Source organism: Rathayibacter sp. PhB179, from assembly GCF_004345345.1.
GTDB classification, from domain to species: Bacteria; Actinomycetota; Actinomycetes; order Actinomycetales; family Microbacteriaceae; genus Rathayibacter; species Rathayibacter festucae.
The window spans coordinates 280,235-296,421 of the sequence record NZ_SLVD01000005.1 but is presented as its reverse complement, the minus strand read 5'-3'; the positions used below and the strand labels follow the sequence as shown (position 1 = coordinate 296,421).

The window sequence follows — 16,187 nt, the reverse complement described above, 5'->3', positions numbered from 1 at the left end:
ATGGATCCCCGCTGCGCGGGTTACTCGATCAGCATGGATCCCCGCTGCGCGGACTACTCGATCAGCATGGATCCTCGCTCTGCGGGCTATTCGATCAGCAGGCATCCGTCCTCACTCTTCGTGCGAGGCGTGCGCGGCCTCTGACGATCGCAATTGACTACGCAGTCAAACCGTGTTGTACTCGTCGGACCGCGCAGTTGACTGCGCTGTCAACCTCGGGTCCGAGGACGAGCGAAGGAGCTGCGACGTGGACGCATCGAAGGCCGTGCCGCAGCCGGACGACCGCGGTCGCCGGGTCTCGATGGCCGATGTGGCCCGCGCCGCCGGCGTGAGTCAGAAGACGGTCTCCCGCGTCGTCAACGGGGAGGCGCACGTCTCCCCCGAGATCGGCGAGCGCGTCGCCACGGCGATCCGCACCCTCGGCTTCCGGCCGAACGCGGCCGCCCGAGCGCTGGTCACCCAGCGGAGCCGCCGGATCGGCATGGTGACGATGAGCACCTCCCTCTACGGTCCGTCCGCGATCCTCGACGGCGTCGAGCAGGCCTCCCGTGCCGCCGGCTACTCCCTCAGCGTCGTGCGCACGGCACAGAACAGCGGCGCGGAGCTGCAGGAAGCGGTCGACGCCCTCGTCGATCAGGGCGTCGACGGCATCATCCTCTCGGAGCCGGTCGACTTCGGGCATCCGCGCCTCACCATCCCCGCCGACGTCACGGTGCTCAGCTTCGACCACCCGAGCGAGGCGCACCGCCCCGAGGAGCTCGTCGTCGGCACCGACGAGGCCGGGGCCGCCCGCAGCGCCACCGAGCACCTCCTCGCCCTCGGCCATGAGACGGTCTGGCACATCGCCGGCGCCGGCACCTGGTCGGCCACCCGCCGTCGCATCGACGGCTGGCGGACCGCCCTCGCCGACGCCGACGCTGCCGAGCCGCCCGTGCTGAGCGGCGACTGGAGCCCGCGCTCGGGGGCGGAGGCGATGGCGTCGATCCTGCACCGGCGCGACGTCACCGCCGTCTTCGCCGCCAACGACCAGATGGCCGTCGGGGCGATCCACGCCGCCGAGGCCGCCGGCCTGCGCATCCCTGAGGACCTCAGCGTCGTCGGCTTCGACGACGACCCGATCTCGGAGTTCCTGCACCGGCCGCTCACCACGGTCAAGCAGGACTTCGCCGAGGTCACGCGCATCGCGATGCACCGGATGATCCGCACCCTCGACGGCCACGCGCCGACCGAGCGGCACCGCTCGGTCCCCGCCCAGCTGATCGTCCGCGCATCCAGCGGGCCCGCGAACCCCGAGCGCGCGGCGCTGGCGCCCGCGTCGCCCGTCCCTGTCCCGTAGCTCCCCGTCCCGTACCTCCCTGCCCCGTAGCTCCCCGTCCCGGCTCTCGGCCCTCGGCTCCCCCTTCCCGCCCTCCCCGTCCCTTCCCACCGCCGTCCGTGCGGTCAGCACGAGCCGCCTCCGCGCGGTCCCTCCGGCGCGCCCGCAGGCCCGTCCCTCCCCCTTCTCCGAAGGAGCTCCTCCATGCACCCACTGTCCCCCGCGCTCTCGCGCCGCGGGCTGCTCCGTCTCGGCGCCGCCGCCGGCGGCTCGGCGGCCCTCGCCTCCCTGCTCGCCTCGTGCGCCGCGACCGGCCCGCAGGCGGCCGTCGAGTCCGGAGCCGTCGACCTCTCGTTCTGGACGCACGACGACGGCTACGTGACGTTCTTCACGGAGGCGCTCGCCCTCGCCGATGCGCGCACCGACTTCTCCTACTCGCTCGATGTCACCAAGATCGGCGCGACCGACATTGTCACCAAGCTGATCGCGCAGGCCGTCGCCGGCTCCGGCACGCCGGACCTCGTCGGCATCGAGGTCGCGAACTTCGCCCGCACGCTCCGCGGCTCGATCGCCCCCGAGCTGCTGGTGGACCTCACCGAGGCGACCGCCCCCTACCGCGACGACCTGATCGCCGCCCGCGTCGACGCGTTCAGCAAGGACGGCGCCCTCTACGCGCTCGACTCCGACACTCCGCTCGCCGTCTACTACTACCGGGAGGACGAGTTCGCGCGCCTCGGCGTGCCGACCGACCTCGAGACCTGGGAGGAGTTCGCCCGCGTCGGCGGCGAGATCAGCGCGCGGGAGGGCGTGTCCTTCGGCGCGCTCTCCGTCGGAAGCGATCTGCCGCAGGTCGTGCAGGGCTACCAGCTGCTGCTGATGCAGCGCGGCGGACAGCTCTTCGACCGTGACGGGAACCTCGACCTCGCCACTCCGGAGGCCGAGGAGGCCCTGCAGTTCGCGGTCGACGGACTCGCCTCCGGCTTCTTCACGACCGTCGCCGACTACTACGGCCCGAGCATGCAGAGCGGCCTGAAGCAGGGCTCGATCCTCGGGGTCGACATGCCCACCTGGTACTCGAGCTACGGCATCAAGCCGAACGTGCCCGAGCAGGCCGGCCTCTGGCGGGTGAAGACGCTCCCCCGCTTCGCGAACGGCGGCAGCCGCACGGCCGTGGGCGGCGGCACCGGCTTCGCCGCGGTCACCGGCAAGGCCAACAGCGACGCCGCGGTCGAGCTCGTCCTCGCCGCCTACCTCGATCCGGCCCAGCAGGTGAAGCGCTACCGCGACCTCGGCTATCTGCCGACACTGCGCTCGGTCTACGACGACCCCGAGCTCGCGACGATCACCGACGACTACTTCGGCGGCCAGGCGCTCTTCGACGTCTACGGCGAGATCATCGACGAGGTCCCGTCGCTCTTCCAGAGCCAGGACCAGCAGATCCTCACGACCGTGCTGTCGGGCTACCTCCTCCAGGCCTACAAGGGCACCCTCTCCCCGGCGCAGGCGCTCCGCGCCACGGCCGAGGACTTCCGCGGCCAGGCCCGCAGCTAAGGATCGATGATGTCGACTCTCACCACGGCCGGGGCGCCCGCCTCCGCTCAGGACGGCCGCGGCGGCTCCCCGCTCGAGGCCCGGCGCGCCGCGAAGCGGAAGCGCCTGAACACCTCCGGCGGCCGGGCCCCGTACCTCTTCATCGCGCCGTTCTACCTGCTCTACGCCTTGTTCATGATCGTCCCGGTCGGTGCGGCGATCTACCTCAGCCTCACCGAGTGGGTCGGCCTCGGCTCCCCCGAGTTCGTCGGGCTGGCCAACTACGGGAACCTGCTCGGCGACACGAGCTTCGGCGTCGCGCTGGTGAACACGCTGATCTACACGCTGATCGCGGTGTTCGTCATCGTGCCGTGCTCGCTGCTGATCGCGCAGGGCCTGAACGCCCGCGGGCTCAAGGCGCGCGACCTCTTCCGGCTCACCTTCTTCATCCCGATGGTGCTCTCGCCGATCGTCATCGCGCTGATCTACAGCCTGATCTTCGACCGCAGCTACGGACTCCTGAACTCGCTGATCCGCGCGGTCTTCGGGTTCGGCGACATCGACTGGCTCGGCGACCCGACGCTGGCCAAGGTCGCGATCGGCTTCGTCCTGCTCTGGCGCACGGTCGGCTACCTGACGATCTTCTTCCTCGCCGCACTGCAGGCCGTGCCGAAGGAGCTGTACGAGGCGGCCGAGCTCGACGGCGCCGGCGTGCTCGCGAAGTTCCGCACCGTCACGCTCCCCGCGATCCGCCCGGTGACCGCGTTCGTCGTCGTCACCTCCTTCATCAGCGCCGCCCAGCTCTTCGACGAGCCGTACCTGCTCACGCGGGGCGGACCGGGCGAGGCGACCCTCTCCGTCTCGATGTTCATCTACCGCGCCGCGTTCGAACGCCAGCAGTTCGGCTACGCCGCCGCGGCCGGAGTCGTGCTCTTCGTGCTCGTCTTCGCCGTCAGCCAGATCCTCAACCGCGCCCTCGCCATCGGGAGAACCTCATGACCGCCACCACGGGAATCGTCACCGCCGACGCTCCGGAGCGCCGCATCCCGCGGAGGCAGCGCCGGGCGAGCGGCGGCGAGCGCGCCCGCCGCGGACTGCTCTACGTCACCCTCTCGGCCCTGCTGCTCGTCTTCGTGTTCCCGCTGCTGTGGGCGCTGAGCGGCTCGTTCAAGAACCGCGGCGACATCTTCTCCACTCCCCCGTCGCTCGTCCCGAACCCCGCGACCACCGACAACTACGTCAACCTGCTGACCACGCAGCCCTTCTGGGCCTGGTTCGGCATGAGCGTCGGCACCTCGCTGCTCGCGACCGCGGTCTCGGTCTTCGTCTGCGCGATGGCGGGCTACGGCTTCGCGAAGTTCGCCTTCCGCGGCAAGAAGGTGCTCTTCACGATCATGTTCTCGTCGCTGTCGGTGCCGTTCGTCGTGATCCTGGTGCCGCTGTTCATCCTGATCGTGAAGGCGGGGCTCTCGAACCCGTGGTTCGCGCTGATCGTGCCGTGGGTCGCTCCCGCGTTCGGGATCTTCATGATGCAGCAGTTCATCGTCCAGTCGATCCCGGACGAGATCATCGAGGCGGCCCGGATCGACGGCAACAGCGAGTTCGGCACCTTCTGGCGCGTGGTTCTGCCGCTGCTGCGCCCCTCCCTCGGAGCGCTGGGCGTCTGGGGCTTCCTGCAGAGCTACAACAGCTTCCTCTGGCCGCTCGTGCTGCTCTCGGACTCGTCGCAGTACACGATCCCACTGGGCCTGAACATCCTCTTCGCGTCGGAGAACCGCTCCTACGACCTCGTCCTGGCGGGCGCGGTCCTCGCCTCGGTGCCGACGATCCTGGTGTTCTTCCTGCTGCGCAAGCAGCTGCTCGACGGGCTGACCGCGGGCGCCGTCAAGGGCTGACACCCCCACCGCCCTCCTCCGCCACTCCTCTCCCGAACGTCCGAAAGGCCCTCCCATGCAGCACCTCACCGACCGCATCCTGTTCGGCGCGGCCTACTACCACGAGTACCAGCCGACCTCCCGGCTGGGCCGCCGCGACCTCGCCGAGGACTTCCGGCTGATGAAGGCCGCGGGCTTCACGGTCGTGCGCGTCGGCGAGTCGGTCTGGTCGACCTGGGAGCCCGAGAACGGCGTCTTCGCGCTCGACTGGCTGCAGCCCGTGCTCGATGCGGCCCACGAGCACGGCATCGCGGTCGTGCTGGGCACGCCGACCTACGCGGCGCCGATGTGGCTCGCTCGGCTGTACCCCGAGATCAACGTCGAGCGCTCGAGCGGTCGGCCGATGGGCTGGGGTGCCCGGCAGGAGATCGACTACTCGCACCCGGCCTTCCTCTTCCACGCCGAGCGGCTGATCCGGAGGATCGTCGAGCGCTACGCCGCGCATCCCGCGGTGATCGGCTTCCAGGTCGACAACGAGCCCGGCAACGAGATCTTCCACAACCGGCAGGTCTTCCAGCGCTTCGTCGACCACCTGCGCGCGCGCTACGACACTGTCGAGACGCTCAACGACGAGTGGGGGCTGACCTACTGGTCGCACCGCCTGTCGACCTGGGCCGACCTCTGGACCCCGGACGCCAATCAGCAGCCGCAGTACGACCTGGCCTGGCGCCGCTTCCAGGCCTCGCTGACCACGGACTTCATCGGCTGGCAGGCCGACATGGTCCGGGAGATCACCGCGTGGGCCGGCCGCGACGACCAGTTCGTCACCACCTGCATCTCCTACGAGCGCAGGACGGTGCAGGACGAGGAGCTCGTGCGCTCCCTCGACATCGCCGCCGGCAATCCCTACTACCGGATGCAGGACGGGCTCGAGCTGCCGGACGCGCGGGTGTTCGATCAGCACTGGACGACCTCGGGCACCTGGGCGCTCTACGCCACCGCGGACCGCATGTACGGATCGAGGCAGGCGCCGTTCCTGGTGACCGAGACCGATGCGCAGGCGATCGGCATGCCGTGGTCGAACGAGCCCGGCTACGACGGGCAGTGGCGCCAGGCCGCCTGGGCTCTGGTCTCGCGGGGCGCGACGATGATCGAGTACTGGCACTGGCACACGCTGCACCACGGCGCCGAGACCTACTGGGGCGGGATCCTGCCGCACTCGCAGGAGCCGGGCCGGGTCTACGAGCAGATCGCCGCGCTGGGTGCCGACTTCGCTGCCGCCGGCGACCGGGTGACCGAGCTGACCCCCGACTCCGATGTGGCGATCCTGTTCTCGAACGAGAGCAAGTGGGCGCTCGAGGAGTACCCCTCGTTCAGTGATTCGGCGCACGGCACCGGGGCCGCCCGCGGCGTGCCCGTCGCGTCGACGCGCACCTTCCAGGCTGTCTTCGACTCCTTCGCGCGCGGCGCCTTCGACGCGGGGCTGCAGTCGAACACGGTGCACCCCTCGCAGCTGACCGGGACGTCGCCCGCCGCCTACGCGGCCGCTCATCCCGTGCTGGTCGCCGCGGCGTTCACCATCGCCGACGACGCGCAGCTGCAGTGGCTGGAGGCGTACGCGGCCGCGGGCGGGCACCTGGTCGTGGGCGTGCGCACCGGCTACGAGGACGAGGAGGCGCGGGCCCGGCTGCAGCGCAAGCCGGCGTTCCTCGACGAAGCCGCGGGCGTGCACTACGACGAGTTCGCGAACCTCGCGGTTCCGCTGCCGGTCGTCGCGGAGTCGGGCTTCCCGCTGCCGCCCGGCGCGACGGCGACCCTCTGGGCCGACGGCCTGCAGCCCGACGACGCCGAGGTGCTGGTGCGCTACGTCCACCCGCACCACGGCCGGTTCGCCGCCGTCACGACGCGCGCGCACGGCGCGGGCCGGGTCACGACCGTCGGCACCGTGCCGGACCTCGAGCTGGCGCGGGCCCTGATGTCCTGGGCCGTCGGCGACGCCGCGTCGGGATGGCGCCGCGCGACCGCGTCGCAGACGGTCACCAGCGCGACCAACCGCCACGGCGAGCGGATCCGCTTCGTGCACAACTGGTCCTGGGAGCCCTCGGTCTACGCCTTGCCGGCCGCGGCCACCGATGTGCTGACCGGAGTCGAGCTGCCCGCCGGCGCCGAGCTCGAGCTCGGCCCGTGGGACGTGCGGGTCCTCGCCGCGGACGACTGAGCGACCGGCCCGGAGACCCACCGTGCCTGCAGCCCCGCCTCCTGGCGCGGGCGGGGGCTCCGCGTCTCTGCCAAGGTGGTCACGCGCCGGGTCTCCAGGCGGCCGATGCGGTGTGAAGGGGGTGGCCGACGCATGAGCGATGCGGCTGCGGGGTACTCGACGGCGCGAGCCGAGGATCCGCCGGCCTCACCCGAGGTGCTCTCGGAGCGCAGCGGACCGCGCTCGGTGCGCGCCCTCCGGCTCGGCGTCGGCGGCGCGGGCCTCCTCCTGACGCTGGTCCTGCTCGTCCCGCACGCACCGGCGCTCCCCGGATTGTGGCTCGCGTTCCTGGTGCTGCTCGCCGCGATGTGGATCACGGCCTCGTTCCGGCTCGAGCTCGCCTCCGGCATCGGCACGGTCACCTTCGGGGTCGGCGTGTCGGTGCTCGCCTTCCTGGCCCAGGACGTGCCGCGCGTCCAGGCACTGCTGCTGTGGGTGCTCGCGATCGCACTGTTCCAGCTGATCTCGCGGCGCCCCTGGGCCGCCGTCGTCTACTGGACCGGACTCGCCGCGCTGTCGGGCGGGGCGTTCCTGCTCGTCCTCTCCCTCTTCCCGCAGACGGGCTGGTGGCCGGTCCTCGCGGCGGTGCCGGCGGTGCTGGCCTACGGACTGCTCTCTATCGGAGCCGAGTACCTGCAGGCCTGGCTGACCCTGGCCGAGGTCAGCGACGTGCCGCGGCCGGCGCTCCGGCCCGACCGGGTGCTGCTCGCCCTCGGCCTCAACATCGTGCTGGTGGCCCTCGCCTACGGCGCGCACCTCTCCGCCGGGGTCGAGCGCATCGAGCTCGGCGCCGGCCTCGAGATCCGCTCGGCGAACACGCTCCTGATCGTCGCGCTGGCGGTCGCCGTGGTCAGCCAGTACCTCCGCCGCGCCCGGATCGAGCGCAAGCTGAACGGCCTGATCGAAGCGGCACTCGCTCTGCCGTGGGGCGACCAGGAGGCGATCTTCGAGACGCTCGAGCGGGCGGCCCGCACGGCGATCCCGTCAGCGAGCACGCGGATCTCCGTCACTCCCGGGCGCGCGTTCGAGCTGTCGGCGCCGATCACCACGCCCGGCCTGGGCCTGCGGCACGTTGTCCTGACGCGGCGCCCCGACTCCGGCGGCTTCACCGCACTCGAGCACCGCACCCTCCTCGCCCTCGCGCACATCGCGACCCAGGCCCTCTACGATCGCCGCAGCACCCGCGTGCTGCGCGACCAGGCCACGACCGACTCGGTCACCGGTCTCAGCAACCTCCGCGGCCTGTACGAGGAGTTCGCGGCGATCAGCGACCAGGAGGAGCGGGCGGTGCTGTTCATGGATCTCGACGACTTCAAGGCCGTCAACGACACCCACGGCCACTCGACGGGCAACACCGTCCTGCAGGAGGTCGCCCGTCGCATCCGCGAGAGCGTGCGCGGGGACGACGTGGTCGCGCGCATCGGCGGCGACGAGTTCGCCGTCCTCCTGGACTCGGTCACCGCCGGAGCCGTCGCGCTCCGGATCGCGCGCGCCGTCGAGCGGCCGCTGGTCGTCGGCGACGCCGAGCTCCACCCCCGCATCAGCATCGGCGCCCCGGTCGCTGTCGACGGCGGCTCATTCGACCGGGTGATGCAGGAGGCGGACGAGCGGATGTACGAGACGAAGAAGGAGCGCAAGGGCGAGGAGGCTCAGGACGCGGCGGTGCAGGAGGCGGAGTCGAAGGAGCTGGATCTCGTCGCCGAGGTCCGCGTCGCCGTCGCCGACGGGACGGTGCGAGTCGCCTTCCAGCCGGTGATCGACGTCGCCGAGCGGCGCATCGTCGGCTTCGAGGCGCTGGCCCGCTACACCCGGACCGACGGCACCGCGCTGAGTCCGATCACGCTCGTCGACATCGCGCGCTCGCTGGGCCTGCTGGACGAGCTGACGGTGCAGATCGTCGACCAGGCGGTGGCCTGCATGATCGAGTTCCGTGCGATCGATCCGTCGGTCACGTTCCTCAGCGTCAACATCGAGGCGGAGCAGCTGATGCACGACGGCGTCACCGAGGTGATCTGCGCGCATCGCACCGCCGAGCAGGGCATCCAGCTCTGCCTCGAGCTGACGGAGGGCTCGATCGGGCACGTCGACGAGGCCGTCATCGAGCGGGTCCGCGCCCTCACCGCGGACGGCATCGCGATCGCGCTCGACGACTACGGCCAGGAGCACGCGGCCGCTGCGGCGCTGCTGACGGTGCCGCTGAGCATCGTCAAGATCGACCGCGTCTTCCTCGCCGACGAGGAGAACCCCCGGCACGCGACGATCCTCCGCTCGATCATCAACCTGGTCTCGGACCTCGACATGCACACGATCGTCGAGGGCGTCGAGACGACCTCCGCTCACGAGCTGCTGACGAGCCTGCACGCCGACCGGGCCCAGGGCTACTTCTACGGCCGCCCCCTCTTCCCGGAGCTCGTCAAGGAGCGCCTGCGCGCCACGGGCACGGCGGCGATGCCGGAGCAGCCGCCGGCGTAGCCCGCGGAGCGGCCCCCGCCTGCTGATCGCGCAGCCCGCCGCGGGCGCATCGAGAGCCACCGTCCGCTGGAGCGAGGGTCTCGATACGCGCTGCGCGGTACTCGACCAGCATGTCTGCGGGCGCCTCTTCCCCGAAGATCCACCGTCCGGCGGAACCCGGCTCTCGCTGCGCGCCGCTCGAGAGTCCCGCGGCGGCCTGCTCGCCCGCTCTTGACAGCCGCGTCTAACGCGCGTTAGTTTGCTTCTGGCGCGCGACAGGGAGGTTGCCGGATGACACGCAGAGCAGTCACGATGAGCGACGTGGCGCGCCACATCGGCGTCTCCCGCTCGGCGGTCTCGTTCGCCTTCAACGACGAGAAGCAGGTCTCGAGCGAGACGAAGGCCCGGGTCCTCGCCGCGGCGGCCGAGCTCGGCTACCGGCCGAACGCCGGCGCCCGCGCCCTCGCCGGCCGCACCACCGACCTGTTCGGACTGGTCACGGACATCGTCTCGACCCCCTTCGCCGGCGAGCTGATCGCCGGCGCTCAGGAGTGGTTCTGGGAGCACGGCAAGTCGCTGATCATCGTCGGCACCCCGACGCCCGACCGCCCGGACAGCAAGTCGGTCGAGATGATGCTCGAGCACCGGGTGGGCGGAGTGATGATCGCCACGACCTACAACCGCGCCATCGAGATCCCGCGCGAGCTCGACGACATCGACGTCGCCCTCGTGCACTGCTACGACGAGGCCGGCACGCACCCCTCGATCGTCCCCGACGAGCAGGACGGCGGCTACACGGCCACCCGGCTGATGCTCGAGCGCGGTCGCCGCCGCATCGCGCTCGTCGGGATCGACGAGCACCTCGACGCGGCCCGCGGCCGCCTCGCCGGCTACCGGCAGGCGCTCGAGGAGGCCGGTGTCCCGGTCGACCCCGCGCTGATCGTGGCCGGCGGCGCGGACGCGACGTCGGGCTACGACGCCACGAGGGCCCTGCTCGCCCGCGCGCGGCCCGACGGCCTGTTCTGCGGCAACGACCGCATCGCCATGGGCGCCTACGACGCGGCCCGCGAGGCCGGCCTGGGCATCCCGACCGACCTCTCCATCGTCGGCTTCGACAATCACGAGGTCATCGCCGCCTATCTCCGTCCCTCGCTCACCACCATCGCCCTGCCGTTCCGCGAGATGGGCCGGCTCGGCGCCGAGCTCCTCGTGCGCGGCCCCGGCGATCACGACGTGCCGCGGCTCACCGTCCGCTGCCCTCCGATCCTGCGCGACTCCGTCTGACCCCGACCCCGCCTGACCCCGGCCCCGCCTGACCCCGACCCCGCCTGACCCCGGCCCCGCCTGACCCCGACCCCTCCACCGAGACGGCTCCCTCCCCACCCCTGACTCCCTCCGCCCCGGCGGAGGCGCACCCCGCGGCGACGATCCCGGCCCCCGGCGCTCGCCCGTTCCATTCACAGTCGAAAGGAAAAACCATGTCCCGACCTTCTGCGCGACGCTTCTGGCGCGCGTTAGTAGTCCCCACGGTCCTCGCCACCGCGGTCGCCCTCGGCGCCGCCGGCTGCACCACCGCTCCGAGCACGAGCACCGGCGACACCCTGCGGATCGCCTCGATCGGCAACGCCTCCTTCACCCGCAACTTCAACCCGTTCTCGCCGTCCGCGCTCAAGATCACCAACCGGGCGATCTACGAGTCGCCGATGGTGACGAACCTCGCGAAGGGCGAGATCGAGCCCTGGCTGGCCAGCGGCTACCAGTGGAGCGACGACGGCCTGCAGCTCACCTTCACGCTGAACGACGGCCTGACCTGGTCGGACGGCGAGGCGCTCACCGCCGCGGACGTCGCCTACACCTTCGGTCTGGTGCGGAAGGTCCTCGGCGACGCGACCTACGACTACGTCGACTCCGTCGCGGCTCCCGACGAGAAGACCGTCGTCTACACCTTCAACCGCCCGTACACCCCGGGCCTCTACGAGCTCGGCGTCCAGGTCGTCGTGCCCGAGCACGTCTGGAAGGACGTCGACGACCCGGCCACCTTCCAGAACCCCGACCCGGTGGGCTCGGGCCCGTTCACCCAGGTGCAGAGCTTCTCGGCACAGTCCTTCGACCTGCTGCGGAACCCGGACTACTGGCAGACGGACAAGGCCGACTACTCCGGGATCCGCGTCATCGCCTACGGTGCCAACGACGCCGCCAACATCGCGGCGATCAACGGCGACATCGACTTCGGCCTCGGCTTCATCCAGGACATCCAGAAGACCTACGTGGACCCCGATCCCGAGCACCGCGGCTACTGGTTCCCCGCCGTCGGCAACACGGTCTCGCTCACGCTCAACACCACGCAGGCGCCGTTCGACGACGTGCAGCTGCGCAAGGCGATCAGCATGGGCATCGACCGCGACAAGGTCGCCGCGACCGGCATGAGCGGCTACACCCACCCCGCCGACTGCACCGGGCTGAGCGACGCCTACGACTCCTGGCGCGACGAGACCGTCGTCGCCCAGTGCGACTGGACGACCTACGACGTCGACGCCGCGAACGCGATGCTCGACGCGGCCGGCTACGCGAAGGGCTCCGACGGCATGCGCGTCGCGCCCGACGGCACCCCCGTCTCGTTCTCGATCGGGGTCGGCTCGGCCTCGACCGACTGGATCGCGGTCGCGCAGGTGATCTCCGACGACATGAAGGCCATCGGCGTCGACGCCCCGCTCAAGGTGCAGGACTGGTCGCAGATCAACCAGGCGCTCTTCGGCGGCACCTTCCAGGGCAACATCGCCTGGAGCCAGACCGGCGTCACCCCCTACGAGTTCTACCGGGGCATGCTCTCCTGCCGCACGGTGCAGCCCGAGGGCGAGCAGGCCACGCAGAACTTCCAGCGCTTCTGCGACCCGCAGGCCGACGTCCTGCTCGATCAGTTCGCCGCGGCGACGAGCGAGGACGAGCAGCGCTCGGTGATGAACCAGCTGCAGGCCCTCTACTCCGAGCAGGCGCCGACCGTCCCGCTGTTCCCCGGTCCGGAGTGGGGCGCGTACAACAGCACCACCTTCGTCGGCTGGCCGAGCGAGGAGGACCCCTACGCGACCCTCTCCCCCGAGTCGTCCAGCACGGTCAAGGTGCTGACCACCATCCACCCGCGCTAGTCCCCGCCGTCGGCGGCGGGGCCCCCGGGTCCCGCCGCCCCCCCCCTCTCGAAAGCGACTCCCGTGACCCTGTTCTACAAGCCCGAGCGCGCGCGCCTCGGCGACACCATCCCCTACTTCGCGGACGGCGTGTTCCACGTCTTCTACCTCAAGCGCTACGCCGACGACACCCACGACCGCATCGAGACGGACTGGTGGCACGTCTCGACGACCGACTTCGTCGAGTTCGAGGAGCACGGCCCGGCCGTCCGCCGCGGCGGCCTCCGCGACGCCGACGCCTCGGCGGCGACCGGCAGCGTGATCCGCATCGGCGACCGCTGGTACGCCTACTACACCGGCTTCGGCGAGTGGCAGAAGGAGCAGGGCGGCCGTCACCAGACCGTCCTCCGCGCCACCAGCACCGATCTCGTCACCTGGGAGAAGGACGCCGGCTTCGCACTCGTCGCCGACGCCGAGCGCTACGACGCCCACGAGTGGCGCGACCCCTTCGTCCTCGAGCAGGAGGACGGCACGTACCTGATGCTGATCGCCGGCCAGAGCCTCGAGGGTCCTGCCCTGCGCCGGGGAGTGACGGCCACCGCCACCTCGCTCGACGGCCTGACCTGGACCGTCGGCGAGCCGCTCTGGGCGCCCGGCCTGTTCTCGATGCACGAGTGCCCCGACCTGTTCCGGATGGGCGACCGCTGGTACCTCGTCTACTCCACCCTCACCGACCGCACCGTCACCCGGTACCGCACGGCGACCTCGCTCGAGGGCCCCTGGACCGCGCCGGACGACGACGAGCTCGACGGCCTCGGCCTCTACGCCGCGAAGACGATCTCCGACGGCGAGCGCCGCTACCTCGTCGGCTGGTGCCCGAACTACGCCGTCGGCAAGGACGGCGCGCCGTGGCTCTGGGGCGGGAACCTCGTCGTGCACGAGCTGCTGCAGAACGAGGACGGCACGCTCCGCGTCGTCGAGGCGGCCCTGACCCGCCGGACGCTGCAGCGGGATCGGGCGGCCGCTCCGGTCGCCCTCGCTGCGACGAGCGTGGGCTCCGAGCACGACTTCGAGCGGCTGGTCCTCACCCGGATGCCGCACACGGGACTCGTCGACCTCGTGCTCACGCCGCAGCCCGGCACGAAGGCGTTCGGCGTGGAGCTGCGCACCGACGAGACCGGCCGCTCCGGCTACTCCGTGACGATCGAGCCCGGGAAGCACCGCGTGCGGATCGACCGCCTCGACCGGTTCGGCTCGGACGCGCCGTTCGACGTGCGCCCGTTCGAGGCGCCGGAGGGCGAGCTGGCGATGACCGTCGTGTTCGACGGCGAGGTCTCGGTCGTCTACCTCGGCGGCACGTCCGCCTTCACCTTCCGCGGCTACGACCAGCGGGGCGACTCCCTCGCGGTCTTCGCGCAGGAGGGGCGCATCGAGGTCTCCGGGGAGCTCCGGAGCATCCAGGACGAGAAGGAGGACGACCGATGAGCAGCGAGTTCCTGACCCGCTCGAACGCCGCACTGACCGCTGGGGACCGCTCGCGGTCCGTCACGGCGGAGAACCCGACCGGTGCGCCGGGCGAGGGCGGGCGCGCCGCCTCGATCCTCGGCCCCGGTCGGAAGGGCGCCCCGTGCATCACCCTCCCCGCCGGCGAGACGACCGTGCTGGCCGATCTCTCCGGCGCCGGCGAGATCCGGCACGTCTGGTTCACGGTCGGCACGCACACCGAGGCCGTCGGCTTCGTGCTGCGCGACCTGGTGCTGCGGATGTACTGGGACGGCTCCGAGACGCCCGCCGTCGAGGCGCCGCTCGGCGACTTCTTCTGCAACGGCAACGGCCAGCGGAGCCTGGTCACCTCGAGCCTCGTGCTCGTCGCGCCGACCGGCGGGATGAACGCCTACTTCGCGATGCCGTTCGCCGAGGGCGCGCGGATCACCATCGAGAACCAGCACCCGGTCGATGTCGGCGGGCTGTTCTATCAGATCGACTACGTCGAGAAGCAGGACGCGTCGGCGATCGGCCCGCTGCGCTTCCACGCGGAGTACCGGCGCGAGAACCCGACGGTGCGCGGCGTGGACTACACGGTCCTCGACGGTGTCGAGGGCTCGGGCGTCCTCGTCGGCACCTCGCTGACGATCGTCCAGCTGGAGCGCTACTGGTGGGGCGAGGGCGAGATGAAGTTCTTCCTCGACGGCGACACCGAGCACCCGACGATCTGCGGCACCGGCACCGAGGACTACTACGGCGGGGCCTGGGCGTTCCAGGACAGGCTGTCGAAGGAGTTCGAGCCGCAGGTCCTCACCTACAGCGCCCCGTACGTCGGCTACCCGACCTACGCCACCCGGGACGAGTCGCAGCAGGCGGTCTACGCGACCGCGATGGCGCCCGTCCACGGCATGTACCGCTGGCACGAGCCCGACCCGATCTACTTCCACTCGAGCCTGCGGGTGACCCTGCAGCAGATCGGGCAGGTCGGCCCGGACCTCGTCGAGCGCTCGGACGACGTGTCCTCGGTCGCCTACTGGTACCAGGACGCGCCGAGCCGCCCCGCTCGCCCCTTCCCGGCTCGCGCGGACCGTGTCCCCCGCTGAGTCCGTCCCGTCCGGCGCGCGCCGGGCGGGACGCCCCTCCCCCTCCCTTCGATCCTCCGGAGGACCGCAGTCATGACCTTCGTGCTCCGCCGCCTCGGCTTCTACCTCATCGCCTTCTGGGCGTCGCTGACGATCAACTTCCTGCTCCCGCGCCTCATCCCCGGCGACCCCGTCGGCCGGATGATCGGCACGATGCAGGGCACGCTCACCGACGAGCAGATCGATCAGTTCCGCCACCTCTTCGGCCTCGACGACCGCCCGCTGCCGCTGCAGTACGTGCAGTACCTCGGCGACGTGCTCACCGGGCACCTGGGCATGTCGATCTCGCAGTTCCCCACCCCGGTCACCGAGGTGATCGGGACGCAGCTCGGCTGGACCCTGCTCCTGGGCGGCTCCGCCCTGATCGTCGCCGTGGTCCTCGGCAACCTGCTCGGCATCGTCGTCGCCTGGCGGCGGAACGGCGTGCTCGACCGGATCCTCCCGCCGCTGCTCGTCTTCGTCGGCTCGTTCCCCTACTTCTTCATCGCGATGGGCGCCCTTTTCCTGTTCGCGGTCTCGCTGAAGTGGTTCCCGATCGGGCAGGCCTTCACTCTCGGGTCGCAGCCGTCGTTCTCGCCGCAGTTCCTCGGCGACGTGCTCACGCACCTGTTCCTGCCGGCGGTGACCATCGTCGCCGTCTCGATCGGCGGCTGGATGCTCGGCATGCGCAACACGATGATCGCCACGTCGGCCGAGGACTACATCACGATGGCCCGCGCCAAGGGCCTGCGGGAGGGCCGGATCATGTTCCGCTACGCCGCCCGCAACGCGATGCTGCCCTCGATCACCTCGTTCGGCATGTCCATCGGCTTCGTCGTCGGCGGCGCCCTGCTGACCGAGGTCGTCTTCGCCTACCCGGGCATCGGCTACCAGCTGCTGCGCGCCGTCCAGGCCCTGGACTACCCGCTGATGCAGGGGATCTTCCTCACCCTGACCGCGGCGGTCCTGATCGCCAACTTCCTGATCGACATCGTCTACGTGCGGCTCGACCCGCGCGTGCGAGTGAGGTAG

At 71.1% G+C, this 16,187-nt stretch carries 11 protein-coding genes; all 11 read left to right on the top strand.

The window, feature by feature from the left end; genetic code table 11:
• Positions 1-247: 247 nt before the first annotated feature.
• Entirely contained in the window at positions 248-1,336 is a 1,089-nt protein-coding gene (locus EDF43_RS12660; protein ID WP_243646305.1) for a LacI family DNA-binding transcriptional regulator, read from the top strand.
• 183 nt (positions 1,337-1,519) lie between these two features.
• Complete coding sequence (locus EDF43_RS12655) at positions 1,520-2,866, top strand: extracellular solute-binding protein (protein WP_127886662.1); 1,347 nt, start codon at positions 1,520-1,522, stop codon at positions 2,864-2,866.
• 9 nt (positions 2,867-2,875) lie between these two features.
• The gene (locus EDF43_RS12650) at positions 2,876-3,844 is read left to right on the top strand and encodes a sugar ABC transporter permease (protein WP_123446502.1); all 969 of its coding nucleotides are present in this window, start codon (positions 2,876-2,878) and stop codon (positions 3,842-3,844) included.
• Positions 3,841-4,740 carry a carbohydrate ABC transporter permease gene (locus EDF43_RS12645; RefSeq protein ID WP_123703850.1) on the top strand — a complete coding sequence of 300 codons (900 nt, stop codon included), beginning with the start codon at positions 3,841-3,843 and terminating at the stop codon, positions 4,738-4,740. The genes EDF43_RS12650 and EDF43_RS12645 overlap by 4 nt, the downstream gene beginning before the upstream one ends.
• Positions 4,741-4,795: 55 nt before the next feature.
• Positions 4,796-6,937, top strand: a complete 2,142-nt coding sequence (locus EDF43_RS12640; protein WP_132437202.1) for a beta-galactosidase — start codon at positions 4,796-4,798, stop codon at positions 6,935-6,937.
• 132 nt (positions 6,938-7,069) lie between these two features.
• Positions 7,070-9,448, top strand: a complete 2,379-nt coding sequence (locus EDF43_RS12635) for an EAL domain-containing protein (protein ID WP_132437201.1) — start codon at positions 7,070-7,072, stop codon at positions 9,446-9,448.
• A 270-nt stretch (positions 9,449-9,718) separates the two neighbouring features.
• On the top strand, positions 9,719-10,711 hold the full coding sequence (locus tag EDF43_RS12630; RefSeq protein ID WP_132437200.1) for a LacI family DNA-binding transcriptional regulator: 993 nt from the start codon (positions 9,719-9,721) through the stop codon (positions 10,709-10,711).
• 194 nt (positions 10,712-10,905) lie between these two features.
• The gene (locus EDF43_RS12625; RefSeq protein ID WP_132437199.1) at positions 10,906-12,570 is read left to right on the top strand and encodes an ABC transporter substrate-binding protein; all 1,665 of its coding nucleotides are present in this window, start codon (positions 10,906-10,908) and stop codon (positions 12,568-12,570) included.
• Between the two features lie 63 nt (positions 12,571-12,633).
• Positions 12,634-14,034 (top strand): family 43 glycosylhydrolase, encoded by a 1,401-nt coding sequence (locus tag EDF43_RS12620; protein ID WP_132437198.1) that lies wholly within the window; start codon positions 12,634-12,636, stop codon positions 14,032-14,034.
• Complete coding sequence (locus tag EDF43_RS12615; protein ID WP_132437197.1) at positions 14,031-15,137, top strand: glycoside hydrolase family 172 protein; 1,107 nt, start codon at positions 14,031-14,033, stop codon at positions 15,135-15,137. Before EDF43_RS12620 ends, EDF43_RS12615 begins: the two co-directional genes overlap by 4 nt.
• Before the next feature lie 72 nt (positions 15,138-15,209).
• Positions 15,210-16,187, top strand: coding sequence for an ABC transporter permease (locus tag EDF43_RS12610; RefSeq protein ID WP_132437196.1), 978 nt, complete (start codon positions 15,210-15,212; stop codon positions 16,185-16,187).

What these genes read in the sequence shown, in the direction of transcription:
- EDF43_RS12655 (WP_127886662.1), top strand. Translation starts at nt 1,520, where the DNA reads ATGCACCCACTGTCCCCCGCGCTCTCGCGCCGCGGGCTGCTCCGTCTC.
- EDF43_RS12650 (WP_123446502.1), top strand. Translation starts at nt 2,876, where the DNA reads ATGTCGACTCTCACCACGGCCGGGGCGCCCGCCTCCGCTCAGGACGGC.
- EDF43_RS12645 (WP_123703850.1), top strand. Translation starts at nt 3,841, where the DNA reads ATGACCGCCACCACGGGAATCGTCACCGCCGACGCTCCGGAGCGCCGC.
- EDF43_RS12640 (WP_132437202.1), top strand. Translation starts at nt 4,796, where the DNA reads ATGCAGCACCTCACCGACCGCATCCTGTTCGGCGCGGCCTACTACCAC.
- EDF43_RS12635 (WP_132437201.1), top strand. Translation starts at nt 7,070, where the DNA reads ATGAGCGATGCGGCTGCGGGGTACTCGACGGCGCGAGCCGAGGATCCG.
- EDF43_RS12630 (WP_132437200.1), top strand. Translation starts at nt 9,719, where the DNA reads ATGACACGCAGAGCAGTCACGATGAGCGACGTGGCGCGCCACATCGGC.
- EDF43_RS12625 (WP_132437199.1), top strand. Translation starts at nt 10,906, where the DNA reads ATGTCCCGACCTTCTGCGCGACGCTTCTGGCGCGCGTTAGTAGTCCCC.
- EDF43_RS12615 (WP_132437197.1), top strand. Translation starts at nt 14,031, where the DNA reads ATGAGCAGCGAGTTCCTGACCCGCTCGAACGCCGCACTGACCGCTGGG.
- EDF43_RS12610 (WP_132437196.1), top strand. Translation starts at nt 15,210, where the DNA reads ATGACCTTCGTGCTCCGCCGCCTCGGCTTCTACCTCATCGCCTTCTGG.